Here is a 19,100-nt window from a genome sequence, read left to right on the forward strand (position 1 = left end):
TTTTGTTATCTAACAGCCTGTTATGTGAGCAGCAATCCTTCAGGCGATCGGGTAACATCGGATAAGGAAATGAGTGCAAGCATGAAGCTGAAACTGTGGGGTGTATTATTGGCGGCCAGTTTGCTGGCGGGCTGCTCCAGCTCGCAACCCGATAACGACGGGCCAGCGGTGGCGGCAGGCCAGACCCGGTTGCAACTGGGTCTGGAGTATCTGAACCAGGGCGATCTACCGGCAGCCAGGCAGAATCTGCAAAAAGCGGTCGATGCGGCCCCACAGGATTATCGTACCCAATTGGGCATGGCACTCTACAATCAGCGGATCGGTGATAACGCCGCCGCGCAGCAGCGTTATCAGCAAGCGCTTAAACTTGCACCGGGTAACGGTACCGTATTGAATAATTACGGTGCGTTTCTCTGTAGTTTAGGGCAGTATGTACCGGCCCAACAGCAGTTTAGCGCTGCGGCACTGGCGCCAGAATATGGCCAGGTTGCCGACAGTCTGGAAAACGCAGGTTACTGTTTCCTCAAGGCCGGTCAAAATGATGAAGCTCGTAAGTTATTAACGCGAGCGCTGAAGATCGATCCGGACAAGGGGGCTCCGCTGCTAGTGGAAGCAGAAAAGCAATTTGGAGAAGGGAAGCGCGCGCAGTCGCAACTTTTATTGGACAGTTATCAACATGTTCTGCCGGCGAGTGCCGACAGTCTATGGCTACAGATTCGTTTCGCCGCGTTAGCGGGCCGTCAGGATAGCGTTCAACGCTATGGCAAACAGCTAGCGCGAAGTTTTCCACAATCCAAACAGTACCAGCAGTTCTTAGCTAATGAATACTGAAGATTCCCAAGATAAAACCGTATCTATGACAACAGGTCAACGCCTGCGCCAGGCTCGTGAACAACTCGGGCTGAGTCAACAGGCCGTGGCTGAACGCCTGTGCCTAAAAATGTCTACCGTGCGCGACATTGAAGACGACAATATGTCTGCCGATCTGGCTTCAACGTTCGTGCGTGGTTATATCCGTTCCTATGCCAAGCTGGTGCATTTGCCAGAAGATGAACTGTTGCCGATGATGGAAAAACAGGCACCGGTGAGAGCGGCCAAAGTGGCTCAGATGCAGAGCTTCTCTTTGGGTAAGCGCCGTAAAAAGCGTGATGGCTGGCTGATGAGCTTTACCTGGCTGATTGTGTTTGTGGTCGTGGGTTTGACCGGTGCCTGGTGGTGGCAGAATCACAAGGCTCAGCAGGAAGAGATCGCCACCATGGCGGATCAATCTTCCGCACAGCTTTCTCAGCATGGTGAAGGCCAGCCAGTGCCATTGACCGACGGTAACGTGGATAATGGTGCATCGGCAGTTGTTCCAGACAACAGCCCTGCGCCGTCAACCAATAGCGCTGCTACGACTCAACAGGTCCCGGCCGTGCTTGATCCTCAGGCGGCTCAACAGCCTGCTGTAGTAGCACCAAGTCAGGCTACTATCCCGGATGCGACATCGACCGCGCCAGTCGCCCAGGCTCAGTTGCCTACCGGTGCTGCTGGCGTCAGTGCTTCGGAGGCTGATGCCAACGGGCTGGTGATGGATTTTTCCGGCGACTGCTGGGTACAAGTGGTTGACGCAACTGGGAAATCCTTGGTCAGCGGCATCCAGAAAAGCGGTTCCCGGCTGAATCTGGCTGGCAAGGCGCCGTTTAAACTGACCCTTGGCGCACCGGCTTCGGTACAGGTCCAATTCCAGGGTAAACCGGTCGATTTAAGCCGGTTTGTCAAGTCAAACCGTGTTGCTCGTCTGACCGTTGCCGCGCAGTAATTGCGCGGCTATTGTCGTTATGTCTGAGCAGCAGTGGAGAGTAACTGATGCATAACCAAGCTCCCATTAACCGCCGCAAATCCACCCGTATTTACGTCGGTAACGTGCCTATAGGCGATGGAGCGCCGATTGCCGTGCAATCGATGACCAACACCCGTACCACCGATGTCGAAGCGACGGTTAATCAGATCCGGGCTCTGGAGCGCGTGGGGGTTGATATCGTCCGCGTTTCCGTTCCCACCATGGACGCCGCCGAGGCGTTTCGGCTGATCAAGCAGCAGGTCAACGTACCGCTGGTGGCCGATATCCATTTCGATTACCGCATTGCGTTGCAGGTTGCCGAATACGGCGTTGACTGCCTGCGTATCAACCCAGGCAACATTGGCAACGAATCTCGTATCCGTTCAGTGGTTGACTGCGCGCGTGACAAAAATATCCCGATCCGCATCGGCGTTAACGGCGGCTCGTTGGAAAAAGATATTCAGGAAAAGTACGGCGAACCTACGCCGGAAGCGCTGCTGGAATCCGCCATGCGTCACGTGGATATTCTGGATCGCCTCAACTTTGACCAGTTCAAGGTGAGCGTGAAAGCGTCCGACGTGTTCCTGGCCGTACAGTCTTACCGGCTGCTGGCTGCCCGTATTGACCAACCCTTGCATCTTGGCATCACCGAGGCGGGCGGAGCACGCAGTGGCTCAGTGAAATCAGCCATTGGCCTGGGCATGCTGCTGTCGGAAGGGATCGGCGATACGCTGCGCATTTCGCTGGCGGCAGATCCGGTTGAAGAAGTGAAGGTTGGCTTTGATATCCTGAAGTCCTTGCGCATCCGCGCTCGTGGCATCAACTTCATTGCCTGCCCAACCTGCTCACGTCAGGAGTTTGACGTCATTGGCACCGTCAATGCGTTGGAACAACGCCTGGAAGATCTCATCACCCCGATGGACGTGTCCATTATCGGTTGCGTGGTGAACGGGCCGGGCGAAGCCCTGGTGTCTACCATTGGGGTAACCGGCGGGCACAAGAAGAGCGGCTTCTACGAAGACGGCGTGCGCCAGAAAGAGCGTTTTGATAACGAACAGATGATTGACCAGTTGGAAGCGAAGATCCGGGCCAAAGCGGCCATGATGGACGGATCCAAGCGCATTTCGATCAATCTTCTGGAAGAATAAGTCGGCGGCTATTGGCTCGCTGATTGATAATCCGAGGACTGGATTGCGCATCTGCGTTGAATAGCGGGTGGCAAAGTCCCTATAATCGGATCCATTTTATATCAACGGACAGAGAACTCACGTGGCAAAAAACATTCAAGCCATTCGCGGCATGAACGATTACCTGCCGGAAGAAACGGCACTGTGGCAGCGTATTGAAGGCACACTCAAGCAGGTGCTGAGCGGCTATGGCTATAGCGAAATCCGGTTGCCGATTGTAGAGCAGACCCCGTTATTCAAGCGCGCCATCGGTGAAGTGACCGACGTCGTGGAAAAAGAGATGTATACCTTCGAGGACCGCAACGGCGAAAGCCTGACGCTGCGCCCGGAAGGGACGGCTGGCTGCGTACGCGCCGGTATCGAACATGGTCTGCTGTACAATCAGGAACAGCGTCTGTGGTATATCGGCCCGATGTTCCGTTACGAACGTCCACAAAAAGGCCGTTATCGCCAGTTCCATCAGTTAGGGGCAGAGGTATTTGGCCTGCAAGGCCCGGATATTGATGCCGAGCTGATCCTGCTGACCGCCCGCTGGTGGAAAGCGTTAGGCATTGCCGAACACGTCAATCTGGAACTGAACTCCATTGGTTCACTGGAAGCTCGCGCCAACTATCGTGATGCTCTGGTGGCTTTCCTGGAACAGCATCAGGAAAAACTCGACGAAGACTGCAAGCGCCGCATGTACAGCAACCCATTGCGCGTGCTGGATTCTAAAAATCCAGAAGTGCAAACCCTGCTTAACGATGCGCCGCGTCTTTCCGACTATCTGGATGAAGAGTCCAAAGCCCACTTTGCCGGGCTGTGTGAACTTTTAGCTCAGGCCGGTATCCCATATACCGTTAACGAGCGCCTGGTGCGCGGCCTGGATTATTACAATCGCACGGTGTTTGAGTGGGTGACCACCAGCCTGGGCGCTCAGGGCACCGTGTGTGCCGGCGGCCGTTACGACGGTCTGGTTGAGCAACTGGGTGGTCGCGCTACCCCTGGCGTGGGCTTTGCCATGGGGCTTGAGCGTCTGGTACTGCTGGTTCAGGCGGTTAACCCGGACTTCAAGGCACCGGCCACCATCGACGTGTACGTCATATCGAGCGGTGCGGGTACCCAGAGTGCGGCCATGTTGCTGGCAGAGCAGGTTCGTGATGCTGCGCCGCAGATTAAATTGATGACCAACTATGGCGGCGGCAACTTTAAAAAGCAGATCACCCGTGCGGACAAGTGGGGCGCGCGTATCGCCCTGATCCTGGGTGAGAACGAAGTTGCAGCACAGCAGGTGGTGGTTAAAGACCTGCGCAGTGGTGAACAAGAAACGCTGGCGCAAAGCGAAGTCGCTGCGCGTCTGGCTTTGATGTTAGGTTAAGGAGAAGGACACCGTGGAAGTCTATACCACTGAAAACGAACAGCTTGACGCCGTGCGCAACTTTTTTGCCGAAAACGGTAAAGCTTTGGTTGTGGGTGTGGTGCTCGGTATTGGTGCCCTGGTCGGTTGGCGCTACTGGCAGAGCAACCAGACCTCCAGCATGATGGCTGCCTCACAGTCGTATCAACAGGTTGACGTTGCCCTGGCATCGGGTAAAGCCGAAGACGTGGCAGCCGCAGAGAAGTTTATCCAGGCGAACGACAACAGCTACGGCGTGTTCGCGGCTCTGGATTTGGCTAAACACTTTGCACAACAAGGTGATTTTGCCAAGGCAGAACAGCAACTGGTGGTGGCACAGGGCCATGCCAAAGATGAAAACCTGCTGGCGTTGGTAAATCTGCGTCTGGCTCGTATTCAGATGCAAGAGAAAAAGCTGGATGAAGCGCTGAAAACGCTGGATGGCGTGAAAGGCGAAGGTTGGATGGCAATGATGCAAGACGTACGCGGCGACGTGCTGTTGGCCAAAGGCGACAGCAAAGGTGCACGCGAAGCTTACAGCAAAGGCATCGAATCCAATGCTTCTCAGGCGCTTGCGGCAGTGATGCGCATGAAATTGAATAACTTGTCCAGCTAAGGGGAATTCCCATGCAATTGCGTAAAACACTCTTGGTCGGACTGGTTTCCGTGACTTTGCTGAGTGGCTGCTCGTTGTTTAGTGGCGAAGAAGACGTGGTTACCATGTCGCCGCTGCCAACGGTTGAAAATCAGTTCACGCCGAACCAGGCGTGGAGCACGTCGGTCGGTGATGGTATTGGCGAGTATTACTCTCATCTGCGCCCGGCTTATCAGGACAGCACGGTTTATGCTGCCGATCGTCGCGGTACGGTGAAAGCGATGGACCTGGCCGACGGTAAACAAAAATGGAAGGCCGATCTCTCCGAGAAAACCGGCTTCTTCTCCAGTAACCTGCCTGCGCTGCTGTCTGGCGGCCTGACGGTGTCTGGCTCCAACGTGTACGTTGGCAGTGAGAAAGCGGTGGTGTATGCGCTGAATACCGAAGACGGCACAGTCGCCTGGCAAACCAAGGTTGCGGGTGAAGCGATTTCCCGTCCGGTGGTCGCCGAGGGGCTGGTGCTGATCCATACCACCAACGGTCAGCTGCAAGCGTTGAACGAGTCTGATGGTGCCATCAAGTGGACGGTCAACCTGGATATCCCTTCACTGTCACTGCGTGGTGAGTCTGCTCCGGCAACGGCCTTTGGTGCAGCGGTAGTTGGCGGTGACAACGGTCGCGTCAGCGCCGTGTTGATGCAGCAGGGCCAGTTGATCTGGCAGCAGCGTATTTCCCAGCCAAGCGGTGCGACCGAGATCGACCGCCTGAATGACGTAGATACCACACCGGTGATTATTGACAACGTGGTCTATGCCTTGGGTTACAATGGCAACATGGCGGCGCTGGATCTGCGCTCCGGCCAAATCATGTGGAAACGTGATATGGGCTCGGTGAACGACTTTATCGTCGACGCAGGCCGTATCTATGTGGTCGATCAGAATGACCGTGTAGTGGCAATGAATACCGAAGGTGGCGTTAACCTGTGGCGCCAGAGCGATCTGCTGCACCGTAACCTGACCGCACCAGTGCTGTATAACGGCTACCTGGTCGTCGGCGATGCCGAAGGTTATCTGCACTGGATCAATACCACCGATGGCCGTTTTGTGGCTCAGCAAAAAGTGGATAGCTCCGGCTTCCTGTCCGCGCCCATTGTGGCCGGTGATAAACTGCTGATCCAGGCGCGTGGCGGCAAGGTTTACGCCTTTACTCGCTAACAGTTCTAACCCCAATCAATCATAGGCTATACAGCCTGTAAGATTAATGGGATAACGGCTCCTGACGTCAGGGGCCGTTTCGTATTTTTAAGCTATGCCGCTGCTGTCTATTGCGCTGCATAGTAACGCATTGATTATTAAGTAATGAGGCTTCAACATGATACCTGTCGTTGCGCTGGTCGGGCGCCCGAATGTCGGTAAATCCACCTTGTTTAACCGTTTAACACAGACGCGCGATGCGCTGGTGGCGGATTTCCCCGGGCTAACGCGAGACCGCAAGTATGGTCGTGCTGAAGTTGAGGGCAACGAATTTATTATCGTCGATACCGGGGGTATTGACGGGACGGAAGATGGCGTAGAAACGCGCATGGCCGGTCAGTCGCTGTTGGCGATCGAAGAGGCCGATATCGTCCTGTTTATGGTCGATGCCCGTGCCGGGTTGATGCCTGCCGATCAGGGGATTGCCCAGCACCTGCGTAATCGCCAGAAGGCGACGTTCCTGGTTGCCAACAAAACCGATGGTATGGATCCGGATACCGCGACGGCAGATTTCTATTCCTTGGGCCTGGGCGACGTCTATGCGATTGCCGCTTCCCATGGCCGTGGCGTCACGCAGCTGATTGAACACGTGCTGGTGCCGTTCATCCCGGCAAAACCGGAAGAAGTCGAGCTGACCGAAGAAGAAGCCAATGCCGCCTATTGGGCCGAGCAGAGCGGTGAGCTGGAAGAGGGGGAATATGAAGATCCGGAAGAGGACTTCAACCCGCAGGATCTGCCGATCAAGCTGGCGATCGTTGGCCGCCCTAACGTAGGTAAGTCGACGCTCACTAACCGTATTCTCGGCGAAGAGCGTGTCGTCGTATTTGACATGCCTGGCACGACTCGCGACAGCATTTACATTCCGATGGTGCGTGACGAGCGTGAATACGTGCTGATCGACACCGCCGGGGTGCGCAAGCGCGGCAAGGTTACCGAAACCGTAGAGAAATTCTCGGTGATCAAAACGCTGCAGGCGATCGAAGATGCCAACGTCGTGTTATTGGTGATCGACGCCCGTGAAGGCATTTCCGATCAGGATCTGTCGCTGCTGGGCTTTATCCTCAATAGTGGGCGCTCACTGGTGATTGCGGTCAACAAGTGGGACGGCATGAGTGAGGAAGATCGCGATCACGTGAAAGAGATGCTCGATCTGCGTTTGGGCTTTGTCGATTTTGCGCGTGTGCACTTTATCTCTGCGCTGCACGGCAGCGGTGTGGGTAACCTGTTCGAATCTGTGAACGAAGCCTATGAGTGTGCTACTCGTCGTGTAAACACCTCGATGCTTACCAAGATCATGCAGATGGCTGCCGAAGACCACCAGCCGCCGTTGGTGCGTGGCCGCCGCGTGAAGCTCAAATACGCGCACGCAGGGGGTTATAACCCGCCTATCGTGGTGATCCACGGTAACCAGGTATCCGATTTGGCCGACTCCTACAAACGTTACCTGATGAACTACTTCCGTCGTTCACTCAAGGTGATGGGGACGCCGATCCGCATCCAGTTTAAAGAGGGTGAGAACCCGTTTGCGGGCAAGCGCAACACCTTGACGCCAAACCAGATGCGCAAGCGCAAGCGCTTGATGAGCCACCTGAAGAAGTCAAAATAACCCTTGTAGGGCGTGGAATTGATACCGCGCCCTATTTTTATCCTGCTTAAACCGTTCTATTATCTGCCAATCTCACTTCTTCACCGACCCTGCAAAGGAACCTCATGTCCTGGGAAACCTGGAGTTTTGCCTTTAGCGTCACCGTACCCAACTTATTGATGATGCTGCTGGGGATCCTGCTACGTCACTGGCGGCTGATGGACGATCGCTTTATCGATGGGGCCACCAAGCTGGTGTTTAATCTGGCGCTGCCCTGCCTGTTGTTCTTCAGCATTGCCACCAACCATCCGCAACTGCGTGATAATTTTGCTCTGGTGATCTACGGCGCGGTGGGGACGATAGCGACCTTCCTACTGCTGGAGATCGCAGCCAAGTGGCTGGTGAAAGAGCCACGCGAGCGTGGCGTGTTCGTGCAGGGGGGATTCCGGGCGAATACCGCGATTGTCGGCCTGGCTTATGCCATGACCGCTTACGGCGATGAGGGCGTCGCGATTGCCTCGCTGTATCTGACCGTGACGGTGATCCTGTTTAACGTGCTGTCGGTTATCACCCTGACGCGCAGCCTGCAAGGCGGCAACGGGCAGAAGATCAAACATCTGTCATTGCTGCGCAGTATCGTGACCAATCCACTGATCCTCGGGCTGTTAAGCGGTCTGGCCTATGCTCAGACCGGGCTGGGGATTGCACCCGTGCTCAAACAGACCGGCAGCTATATCTCAGGCCTGTCACTACCGCTAGCCTTGCTGTGTACCGGGGCCAGCCTCGATCTGCGGGCAATGTTCCGCTCTTCCAACGTCGCTGCGCTGTCGTCGGCGGCTAAGCTGTTTTTGGTACCGGTGTTGATGACGTTTGGGGGTTGGCTTTGCGGTTTCGAGGGCGCTACGCTCGGCATTATTTTTATGTTCTCGGCGACGCCGACCGCCTCCGGCAGCTATGTGATGACGCGCGCCATGGGGGGCAACGCGACGTTGGCCGCCAATATTATTGCGATCACCACCGTGGGATCCTTCTTTACCACCGCGTTGGGGATCTCTTTCTTGCGCTCATGGGGCGTGATTTAAACCAGGAGGAAAGATGGACGCCTTATGTCCGGTTTGTGCCCAGCCGATGAGCTGGGTGAATGGCCACTATCATTGTGACGACTGCAACAGCGATTACCGGCAGCTTGCCGAATGCCCCGACTGCGGGCAACCGTTGCAAGAACTGAAAGCCTGTGGCGCCGTGGATTATCTTTGCCAGCATGGCCACGGGCTGATCTCCAAAAAGCGGGTGAAGTTCAGCTATCAACCCATTGAATGACCTCATGCATCATAGAGCCGGTGGTCGTGCGTGCTGACCGCTGGCGACACCTTGTTTTGGCTGAGGCGTTTTACCGAGGCCCGTACCGCCAAGCGCCCGTGCAACAGCATATTGCTGGGTGGCGCATCCGGGCGCAGCATACGGCGTTGCAATAGAGCGATGGCCTCTGCACCCAGCTCATCACGAGGGACGTGAACCGAGGTCAACGGCACGTCGTGGATTTCTGCCAGATTAAAACCATCCGTACTCATCACCGAAATATGCCCCGGCACGTTGATATGCATCTTCTTTAGCGCATTAACCGCTCCTACCGCCATATAGTCACCCCCTGCCAGGATCGCCGTCGGCAATTGCGCCCGATCGGTGACGCCGTTGATAAAGGCCGTGATGGCCTGCTCGGCTTCTTCGCTGCCAAACCCGGAAGTGGTGACCAGATGCTGGCGATCATCGAAGGGAATATTGTGCCGCATATAGGCCTGTTTGATCCCCGCCAGCCGCAGCTCCATGGTATTACGCCGTAGACATTGCAGATTGAGGATACGGCTGTGGCCCTGTTGCAACAGATAGTTGGCGGAATACTCCCCAATCAGTTGATGGTCTGGGGAGACGCTGTCTAGCCGCATCTGGCGATCGGTGCAGTTAATCAGAATGCAGGGCTTGTTCAGATCGGCGGCCAGCGTATGGATATGCTCGTCATCAATGCCGATGATCAGCACGGCTTCGGTTAACGGATCGCTCATCTTTTCCAAAAACAGCACGCTGTCACTGTGTTGTTCCTCCAACCCGCAGTAGCGGATCCTCACATCATGTTGCGCCAGTGCGCTGGTGATCCCCTGGATCACCTTGTAGTAGAAAATATCGGTGCGGACATCAAAGGCGCGCTGTGGGGCAAATACCATCACGTTGTTCAACATCAGCCTGCCGTTGGAAAGCGCCTGCAAAATGCCGTTTTGCTGTGCGCAGGCCAGCACTCGTTGCCGCGCCTCGGCGCTGGTGTTGGCTTTCCCGGCCAACACGCGTGAAACGGTGCTGATCGAAAGCCCGGTTTGGTGCGCAATTTCCTGTACTTTCAGCTTTCCGTTCATTTTGTGATCTCCTTCAAATTCGGTCGTGGAAATTTTTTCACGGCCTACATCTGCCTTTCAGACGGCTTTCTATGGCTATAACGGCGAAATTTTAACTAACGCATGAGAATTTTTGCAAAAATCGCCATTTCACTCGCAGTCTCCGCTGGTTAGTCTCCATTGGTACACCAATTTTATAGATTTATCAGTCCAATTTACCGGATGGAATACAAGTAAAACAACATTAAATCATAGGGTTGTCGCAGCATTGACGTTGTATTTGTGGCCGATGTCACAAATAACGCTGTTAACACCTCCGTTAGCAAGAGTTGCCCTACCAAAAAGGCGTATGGTCGCCACGGAGATCAAGATGAGTGTAGAAATCAATCAAACGGTAGTCGCCAGCAGCCGCCGCAAATTCAAATCGTTGCGCTGGTGGATGTTGGCCCTGTTCCTGCTGGGCGTCACGGTTAACTACATTACCCGCAACTCGCTGGGTATTCTGGCACCTGAGCTGAAAACCAGCCTCAACATGACCACCGAGCAATATTCTTGGGTGGTAGCCTCCTTCCAACTGGCCTATACCCTGTTCCAACCTATCTGCGGGTGGCTGATAGACGTCATCGGTCTGAAGATGGGGTTCCTGGTTTGTGCCAGCATCTGGGCGGTAGTGTGCATGATGCATGCTGGCGCGGGCAGCTGGTTGCAACTGGCGATCTTACGTTTCTTCATGGGGGCAGCTGAAGCGGCGGCTACCCCGGCTAACGCCAAAGCGATTTCTGACTGGTTCCCGAAAAAAGAACGGCCGATAGCCGCTGGCTGGGCAGGGGTTGGCTTCTCGATCGGCGCGATGTTGGCTCCGCCGATCATTGTGATTGCCCATGTGTCCTTCGGCTGGCAGGGAGCCTTCCTGTTCTCTGGTGCCCTGGCGCTGATCTGGGTGGTGCTGTGGTGGGTGTTTTACCACTCGCCGCAACAGCACCCGAACCTGAGCCAAAAGGAGTTTGATCTGATCAACGAAGATAATGAACCGGTACTGCCGAAGCTGCCGTTCTTTAAATCGTTGGCGATCCTGTGCAAAAATAAAAAATTCTACGGCATCGCCATCCCAGCGTTTCTGGCTGAACCGGCTTGGGCGGTGTTCAGCTTCTGGGTGCCTCTGTACCTGGCCACCGAGCGCGGCATGGATCTCAAACAGATCGCCATGTTTGCCTGGCTGCCGTTCCTGGCGGCGGATATCGGCAGCGTCGCCAGTGGTTATCTCACTACGCTGTATCGCAAATGGTTCGGTTGTTCACGGGTGAACTCGGTAGTGGCCAGCTCGGTGACCGGAGCCTTCATGATGGTATCGCTGGCGTTTGTTGCGATCACCAAAGATCCCTACATCGCAATCGCGCTGATCTCCATCGGTGGCTTTGGCCACCAGGTGATCTCCTGCATGTTGAGCGCGCTGGTGGTGGAATCCTTCGATAAAAACCAGATGGCGACGGTGAACGGTATGCGCGGCTCCAGCGCCTGGATCGCCAGCTTCCTGTTTACGCTGTTGATTGGTGCCGTTTCCGACACCGTCGGCTTCAACCCGCTGTTCGTCGCCATGGGCTTCTTCGATCTGATCGGTGCGATGTTCCTGATCGGTTTGATCGCCGAGCGCGGCAAAAAACCTTCACCTACTGTTTAAGTTGGATAATTATGAAAACGTTAAAAAACTGGACGCTGGCTGGGCAATACGCCGACCGTGTTGAACTGCTGGTGGATGAGCAACACCTGTTCTGCCTCTACGTGCTGGAAAACAATCTGTTCCGCGTGCTGATCAAACGCCGCGGCGAACTGGCGCTGGATCGCACCTGGAGTATTGCCCCGCAGGAGGATGTTCCTTGGGAAGGGCGGGATCGCCTCAGCGTTGCCGGTTTTGGCCTGCCGGGCTATCAACTTGGCCAGCAGAGCGACAGATTGACGGTGGCGACCCCGCAGCTGCGCGTGACGATACATCAGCCGCTATGGCTGGAATGGGAATATTGCAATGCGGTGGGGGAATGGCTACCACTGGCAGCAGATCGCCCAACCAGTGCCTATCTGCTCAATGCGCACGGTGACGGCGTGGCGCACTATCAGCGCCGCCATAAAGGCGAACGTTACTATGGACTAGGTGAAAAGGCTGGCGATCTGGAGCGAACTGGCCGCCGCTTTGAAATGCGTAACCTGGACGCGATGGGCTACAACGCCGCCAGCACCGATCCGCTCTACAAGCATATCCCTTTTACCATCACGCGCCGGGAAGAAGTCAGCTTTGGCCTGTTTTATGACAACCTGAGCAGCTGCTGGTTGGATCTGGGGAATGAGATTGACAACTATCATCTGGCCTATCGCCGCTATCAGACCGAGGCGGGAGATCTGGATTACTATCTGTTCCTGGGGCCAAAGGTGCTCGACGTCACCAAAGCCTTCGTGCGCCTGACCGGTAAAACCCATTTTGGGCCGAAGTGGAGCCTGGGTTACAGCGGCTCGACGATGCACTACACCGACGCGCCGGATGCCCAGCAGCAGTTGCAGCAGTTTATCCAGCTGTGCCGCCAGCACGCTATCCCGTGCGATTCGTTCCAGCTCTCTTCCGGCTATACCTCGATCAATAACAAACGCTACGTCTTCAACTGGAACTACGACAAGGTGCCGCAACCTAAACAGCTTAGCCAAGCCTTTCACGATGCTGGGCTGAAGCTGGCGGCGAATATCAAACCCTGCCTGTTGCAGGACCATCCCAAATATCAACAGGTGGCAGAACTTGGCTTGTTTATCCGCGATTCGCAAAGCGACGGCCCAGAACGTTCCAGCTTCTGGGATGACGAAGGTTCGCACCTCGACTTCACCAACCCAGCGGCGGTTCGCTGGTGGCAGCAAGGGGTGACAGAGCAACTGCTGGAAATGGGGATTGATTCCACCTGGAATGACAACAACGAGTATGAAGTGTGGGATGGAGAAGCGCGCTGCCATGGCTTCGGCAAGCCAATCGCCATCAAGCATATTCGCCCGGTGATGCCGTTGCTGATGATGCGTGCCTCACTTGAAGCACAGCAGCGCTTTGCACCGAACCTGCGGCCTTATTTGATTTCGCGTTCCGGCTGCGCCGGTATGCAGCGCTATGTGCAAACCTGGAGTGGGGACAACCGCACCAGTTGGCAAACCTTGCGCTACAACACCCGTATGGGGGTGGGGATGAGCCTGTCCGGGTTGTTTAACGTTGGGCACGATGTGGGCGGTTTCTCCGGCGATAAACCGGACGCGGAACTGTTGGTACGTTGGGTACAAAACGGGGTCATGCACCCGCGCTTTACCATCCATTCCTGGAATGATGATGCTACCGTCAATGAACCCTGGATGTACCCGGCGGCAACGCCGATGATCCGTGATGCCATCAACCTGCGTTATCGGCTGATGCCGTACTTCTACACGCTGTTGTGGCAGGCAAGCCATGATGATGAGCCGATGCTGCGGCCAACCTTCCTCGATCATGAGCATGATGAGCGCACCTTCGGTGAGACTGATGATTTCCTGATTGGCCGCGACCTGCTGGTGGCCAGCGTGGTGGATCAGGGGCAGCGCCAGCGCGAAGTCTACCTGCCGGATAACGTTGATGGTTGGTACTGTTTCTATAGCGGCCAATGGTACAGCGGCGGCCAGAGTATCGTGTTGGAGGCACCGCTGGAGCGCTTGCCGTTGCTGGTACGCGCTGGGGCCGGGCTCCCGATGTCACAACGGTTGGGGCATGTAGACAATGCGGCAGACGATCGCCGTGAACTGCGGCTGTTCCCCACCAAGGGCTGCGGATGGTCCTCAGGCCTGCTGTTTGAAGACGACGGGGAAAGCCATGGCTGGCAGCAGAATAATGCGCTGTGGCTCCGCTGGGAGGCGGTGAGTGACAATCAGCGCATCGAGCTGACCTTCACCTGTGAAGGGCATTTCAAACCGACGTGGCAGGCGCTGAACATTGTGTTGCCAGCAGGTGAGACTCGCGAACTATGGGTGAATGGGGTTTGTTGTGATAGCTATGTGCTGTGACTGATGCCATATCCCAACCCTCTACTGAGGGTTGGGATGCTATCAAACTGGATGAAGTTTGGCCTAAAAAAGAAGCAGTCGATCGGCTCTGCCACTAACGGCTATTCCACCACCCGTTTCTTGCGCGGCTTTTTCGCCACGGTGACGGTTTTGACTTCGCTCTCCACCCAGCCATCCTGCAGGCGGGTTTTCAGCATTTCCCCAACCTGTGCCTGCTTGGTGGTTTTCAGTAACTCACCCTGTGGTGTCTGCGTTACGCTATAGCCGCGAGCCAAGGTTGCCAGCGGGCTAACCGCCTCCAACTGACTACAGGCGACGCCAAAGCGTTGGCGATAGCCATTGAGCTGCCGCTCCATCCCCTGTTGCAAACGGTATTCCTGCTGCTGAACACGCTGTTGCAAGCGGTGGATGCGGCCCATCGGCTGGACCTGCGCCAGGCGCTGCTGCACGCGTTCACTGCGGCGAGAAGATAGCCGTATTTGCTGCTGCATTCCATCTTCCAAACGGCGCTGTAGCTTGAATAACAGCGTTTGCTGCCGTGCCAGCCTCAGGTGCGGATGCTGTTGTTGTAAACGGTGGTTGATGCGGGTGAACTGCTGCTGGCGCTGCGCCAGATAATAGTCCATCGCCATTTCCAGCCGCTGTTGCTGTGACTGCAATTGGCGCAACAGCTCAAGCTGATTACGGCTGACCAACTCCGCCGCTGCGGAAGGGGTAGGTGCCCGCAGGTCGGCAACAAAGTCGGCAATGGTGACGTCGGTTTCATGGCCAACGGCGCTGACGATCGGGATACGGCTGGCAAAAATTGCCTTCGCGACGCGTTCGTCGTTAAAACTCCATAAATCTTCTAACGAGCCACCGCCGCGCCCGACGATCAGCACATCACACTCATCACGGCGGTTGGCGGTTTCGATCGCGCGAACGATCTGCAACGGAGCTTCTGCCCCTTGCACGGACGTGGGATAAATCACGATCGGCAGTGAAGGATCGCGCCGCTGTAGCACCTGCAAAATATCGTGCAGCGCCGCGCCGCTGGCGGAGGTGATCACCCCAACGCATTTGGCCGGGCTTGGCAGCGGTTGCTTGAACTGCTGATCAAACAAACCTTCGGCTGCCAGACGCTGTTTCAACTGCTCGAATTGCTGTTGCAGCAGGCCGTCACCGGCAGGCTGCATGCTTTCGGCGATCAGTTGGTAATCACCGCGTGGTTCATACAGGGTGATACTGGCCCGCACCAGAACCTGCTGGCCATTTTGCGGGCGAAAGGTAGTGCGCCGGTTGCTGTTGCGGAACATCGCACAACGCACCTGGGCACGATCATCTTTCAGCGTGAAATACCAGTGGCCGGAGGAGGGCTGGGAGAAGTTGGAGATCTCGGCGGAGAGCCAAATCTGCCCCATTTCCATTTCCAGCAGCTGTCGAACCGTCTGATTGAGGCGGCTTACGGTAAAAATGGACGGTGAAGTAGGTAGTGACATGTGACCCAGATCAAATTTCAAAACAAGCACTTAATTGGTCGATATTACAGCTCGGTGAAAGGTAATCAAGAGTTTTTGTAAGAAAGTGCTGGAGGCAACCGATTACGCTCTGTATAATGCCACGGCAATATTTTATCTTTTCCGCATCCACCTTGGTGAGATATTGCCCATGCTACGTATTGTAAAAGAAGCTCTAACGTTTGATGACGTTCTCCTGGTTCCAGCCCACTCCACAGTTCTGCCTAATACCGCAGATCTTGGCACCCAACTGACCAAATCCATCCGCCTGAATATCCCTATGCTGTCCGCAGCCATGGATACCGTAACCGAATCCAACCTGGCCATTGCGCTGGCGCAGGAAGGCGGTCTGGGCTTCATTCACAAAAACATGTCCATTGAGCGCCAGGCGGAAGAAGTTCGCCGGGTGAAAAAACATGAAAGCGGCGTGGTCACGGACCCACAGGCCGTTACTCCTTCCACCACGCTGGCTGAAGTGAAAGAGTTAACCGCGCGTAACGGCTTTGCCGGTTACCCGGTTGTGACCGAAGAAAACGAACTGGTGGGGATCATTACCGGCCGTGACGTGCGCTTCGTAACCGATCTGACTCAGCCCGTCACCGCAGTGATGACGCCAAAAGAGCGCCTGGTCACCGTCAAGGAAGGCGAAGCGCGTGAAGTCGTGCTGCAAAAAATGCACGAAAAACGCGTTGAAAAAGCGCTGGTAGTGGACGACAGCTTCCACCTGCTGGGCATGATCACCGTTAAAGACTTCCAGAAAGCAGAGCGTAAACCTAACGCCTGTAAAGATGAGCATGGCCGTCTGCGCGTAGGCGCTGCGGTGGGTGCCGGTGCCGGTAACGAAGAGCGTGTTGATGCGCTGGTCGCTGCCGGTGTTGACGTACTGCTCATCGACTCTTCACACGGCCATTCCGAAGGCGTGTTACAGCGCATCCGTGAAACCCGTGCCAAATACCCAGACCTGCAAATCCTTGGCGGCAACGTCGCAACTGGGGCTGGTGCCAAAGCCCTGATGGAAGCCGGCGTGAGCGCGGTGAAAGTCGGTATCGGTCCTGGCTCTATCTGTACGACGCGTATCGTAACCGGCGTGGGTGTTCCGCAGATCACCGCTATCGCCGATGCGGTCGAAGCGCTGGAAGGGACGGGTATCCCAGTTATTGCTGACGGTGGTATCCGCTTCTCTGGCGATATCGCCAAAGCGATTGCTGCCGGTGCGTCCTGTGTGATGGTTGGCTCAATGCTGGCGGGTACGGAAGAATCTCCGGGCGAAATCGAGCTGTATCAGGGCCGTTCGTTCAAATCTTACCGTGGGATGGGTTCTCTGGGCGCAATGTCCAAAGGTTCCTCCGACCGTTACTTCCAGACCGATAACGCCGCTGATAAACTGGTGCCGGAAGGTATCGAAGGCCGTGTGGCCTACAAAGGCATGCTGAAGGCGATTGTACATCAGCAGATGGGCGGCCTGCGTTCCTGCATGGGTCTGACCGGCTGTGCGACCATCGACGAACTGCGTACCAAAGCCGAGTTTGTGCGCATTAGCGGTGCCGGTATTCAAGAAAGCCATGTGCATGACGTGACCATCACCAAAGAATCACCAAACTACCGCATGGGCTAATGCTTTAACCTCTCTCCTGCGGGAGAGGGGCAGGGATGAGGGGGCAACCTCTCATCCCAAATACCCTTTTTGCTCTTTTTCTCTGTTGCTGGAATTTGCCTCACATGACAAAAAATATTCATAAGCATCGCATCCTGATCCTGGATTTCGGTTCACAATACACCCAGCTGGTTGCCCGCCGCGTGCGTGAGATTGGCGTTTACTGTGAGCTGTGGGCTTGGGACGTCAGCGAAGAGCAGATCCGCGAGTTCAATCCAAGCGGCATCATTCTCTCCGGTGGCCCGGAAAGCACCACCGAACTGAACAGCCCGCGTGCGCCAGAATATGTCTTCACCGCCGGCGTACCGGTATTGGGCGTGTGCTATGGCATGCAGACCATGGCGATGCAACTGGGCGGCCATGTACAGGGGTCAACCGAGCGTGAGTTCGGTTATGCGCAGGTGGAAATCACCCAATCAAGCGCCCTGATCCGCGATATCGAAGATGCGATCAGCCCGGCAGGCAAACCGGTATTAGACGTATGGATGAGCCACGGCGATAAAGTTACCGCTATCCCGTTAGATTTCGTCACCGTTGCCAGCACCGATACCTGCCCGTTTGCCATTATGGCCAACGAGGAAAAGCGCTTCTACGGCGTACAGTTCCACCCGGAAGTCACCCATACCCGTCAGGGCCAGCGTATCCTGGAGCGTTTCGTACTGGATATCTGTGGTTGTGAAGCGCTGTGGACGCCTGCCACCATCATCGAGGATGCCGTTGCGCGTATTCGTGAGCAGGTCGGTGAAGATCACGTGATCCTCGGCCTGTCTGGCGGCGTGGATTCATCCGTTACCGCCATGCTCCTGCACCGTGCCATTGGCAAGCGCCTGACCTGCGTATTCGTAGATAACGGCCTGCTGCGCCTGAACGAAGCCGACCAAGTGCTGGAAATGTTCGGTGACCACTTCGGCCTAAACATCGTACACGTGGCGGCAGAGAACCGTTTCCTGAGCGCGCTGGCGGGTGTGGATGAGCCAGAAGCCAAGCGTAAGATCATTGGCCGCGTCTTTGTCGAAGTGTTCGACGAAGAAGCCTGCAAGCAGAGCGCCGTGAAGTGGCTGGCTCAGGGCACCATCTATCCTGATGTGATCGAGTCTGCCGCTTCCGCTACCGGCAAAGCGCACGTGATCAAATCGCACCACAATGTCGGTGGCCTGCCGAAAGAGATGAAGCTGGGCCTGGTGGAGCCGCTGAAAGAGCTGTTCAAAGACGAAGTGCGCAAGATTGGTCTGGAGCTGGGTCTGCCGTACGACATGCTGTACCGCCACCCGTTCCCAGGGCCAGGTTTGGGCGTACGCGTATTGGGCGAAGTGAAGAAAGAGTATTGCGATCTGCTGCGCCGTGCCGATGCGATCTTCATCGAAGAGCTGCACAAAGCCGATCTGTACAACAAGGTCAGCCAGGCGTTCACCGTGTTCCTGCCGGTGCGTTCCGTTGGCGTGATGGGCGATGGCCGTAAATACGATTGGGTAGTTTCACTGCGTGCGGTAGAAACCATCGACTTTATGACCGCGCATTGGGCACACCTGCCGTACGATTTCCTTGGCCGTGTTTCCAACCGTATCATCAACGAAGTCAACGGTATTTCCCGTGTGGTTTATGATATCAGCGGGAAGCCACCGGCGACGATTGAATGGGAATAATTAACTGTTAGTTAACCACGACTAATAGCATGTTAGTTCTATTATTAAGCCAT

At 55.7% G+C, this 19,100-nt stretch carries 15 protein-coding genes; 13 read left to right on the forward strand and 2 right to left on the reverse strand.

The annotated features are described in order from the left end of the window. Nucleotides 1–81: 81 nt before the first annotated feature. From pilW to ACX9GU_RS06960, 9 genes are all read left to right on the forward strand, one after another. Nucleotides 82–831, forward strand: coding sequence for a type IV pilus biogenesis/stability protein PilW (gene pilW, locus ACX9GU_RS06920; protein ID WP_021178851.1), 750 nt, complete (start codon nt 82–84; stop codon nt 829–831). Continuing rightward, nucleotides 821–1,801, forward strand: a complete 981-nt coding sequence (gene rodZ, locus ACX9GU_RS06925; protein ID WP_065686606.1) for a cytoskeleton protein RodZ — start codon at nt 821–823, stop codon at nt 1,799–1,801. The genes pilW and rodZ overlap by 11 nt, the downstream gene beginning before the upstream one ends. Before the next feature lie 47 nt (nt 1,802–1,848). Further along, nucleotides 1,849–2,970, forward strand: a complete 1,122-nt coding sequence (gene ispG, locus ACX9GU_RS06930) for a flavodoxin-dependent (E)-4-hydroxy-3-methylbut-2-enyl-diphosphate synthase (RefSeq protein ID WP_021178849.1) — start codon at nt 1,849–1,851, stop codon at nt 2,968–2,970. Nucleotides 2,971–3,091: 121 nt separating this feature from the next. After that, nucleotides 3,092–4,366, forward strand: coding sequence for a histidine--tRNA ligase (gene hisS, locus ACX9GU_RS06935; protein WP_021178848.1), 1,275 nt, complete (start codon nt 3,092–3,094; stop codon nt 4,364–4,366). Nucleotides 4,367–4,379: 13 nt separating this feature from the next. Further along, nucleotides 4,380–5,000, forward strand: a complete 621-nt coding sequence (locus ACX9GU_RS06940; protein ID WP_473194273.1) for a YfgM family protein — start codon at nt 4,380–4,382, stop codon at nt 4,998–5,000. An 11-nt stretch (nt 5,001–5,011) separates the two neighbouring features. Beyond that, nucleotides 5,012–6,193 carry an outer membrane protein assembly factor BamB gene (gene bamB / locus ACX9GU_RS06945; protein WP_473194274.1) on the forward strand — a complete coding sequence of 394 codons (1,182 nt, stop codon included), beginning with the start codon at nt 5,012–5,014 and terminating at the stop codon, nt 6,191–6,193. Between the two features lie 157 nt (nt 6,194–6,350). Continuing rightward, nucleotides 6,351–7,838: a ribosome biogenesis GTPase Der gene (der, locus tag ACX9GU_RS06950; protein WP_021178845.1), complete on the forward strand. Its 1,488-nt coding sequence runs from the start codon at nt 6,351–6,353 to the stop codon at nt 7,836–7,838. Between the two features lie 104 nt (nt 7,839–7,942). Continuing rightward, the gene (locus ACX9GU_RS06955) at nt 7,943–8,899 is read left to right on the forward strand and encodes an AEC family transporter (protein WP_473194275.1); all 957 of its coding nucleotides are present in this window, start codon (nt 7,943–7,945) and stop codon (nt 8,897–8,899) included. A gap of 13 nt (nt 8,900–8,912) precedes the next feature. Further along, the gene (locus tag ACX9GU_RS06960; protein WP_473194276.1) at nt 8,913–9,137 is read left to right on the forward strand and encodes a zinc ribbon domain-containing protein; all 225 of its coding nucleotides are present in this window, start codon (nt 8,913–8,915) and stop codon (nt 9,135–9,137) included. Nucleotides 9,138–9,139: 2 nt separating this feature from the next. Here the strand turns inward: ACX9GU_RS06960 and ACX9GU_RS06965 are convergent, their stop codons facing one another. After that, nucleotides 9,140–10,222, reverse strand: coding sequence for a LacI family DNA-binding transcriptional regulator (locus ACX9GU_RS06965; protein ID WP_473194277.1), 1,083 nt, complete (start codon nt 10,220–10,222; stop codon nt 9,140–9,142). 349 nt (nt 10,223–10,571) lie between these two features. Here ACX9GU_RS06965 and ACX9GU_RS06970 point away from each other — a divergent pair, with 349 nt between their 5' ends. Together ACX9GU_RS06970 and ACX9GU_RS06975 are read left to right on the forward strand one after the other, a co-directional pair. Then, complete coding sequence (locus ACX9GU_RS06970) at nt 10,572–11,879, forward strand: MFS transporter (RefSeq protein WP_024484230.1); 1,308 nt, start codon at nt 10,572–10,574, stop codon at nt 11,877–11,879. 11 nt (nt 11,880–11,890) lie between these two features. After that, the gene (locus ACX9GU_RS06975; protein ID WP_473194278.1) at nt 11,891–14,254 is read left to right on the forward strand and encodes a glycoside hydrolase family 31 protein; all 2,364 of its coding nucleotides are present in this window, start codon (nt 11,891–11,893) and stop codon (nt 14,252–14,254) included. A gap of 101 nt (nt 14,255–14,355) precedes the next feature. Here ACX9GU_RS06975 and xseA read toward each other — a convergent pair whose 3' ends face one another. Beyond that, nucleotides 14,356–15,732, reverse strand: a complete 1,377-nt coding sequence (gene xseA / locus ACX9GU_RS06980) for an exodeoxyribonuclease VII large subunit (RefSeq protein WP_024484228.1) — start codon at nt 15,730–15,732, stop codon at nt 14,356–14,358. A 169-nt stretch (nt 15,733–15,901) separates the two neighbouring features. Between xseA and guaB the strand changes: the two genes are divergently transcribed. Together guaB and guaA are read left to right on the forward strand one after the other, a co-directional pair. Continuing rightward, nucleotides 15,902–17,365: an IMP dehydrogenase gene (gene guaB / locus ACX9GU_RS06985; RefSeq protein ID WP_037411907.1), complete on the forward strand. Its 1,464-nt coding sequence runs from the start codon at nt 15,902–15,904 to the stop codon at nt 17,363–17,365. 104 nt (nt 17,366–17,469) lie between these two features. After that, a complete protein-coding gene (guaA, locus tag ACX9GU_RS06990; protein ID WP_473194279.1) occupies nt 17,470–19,047 on the forward strand; it encodes a glutamine-hydrolyzing GMP synthase in 1,578 nt (525 codons plus the stop codon). Nucleotides 19,048–19,100: the final 53 nt, after the last annotated feature.

It is taken from the genome of Serratia sp. K1WW1, from assembly GCF_055790865.1.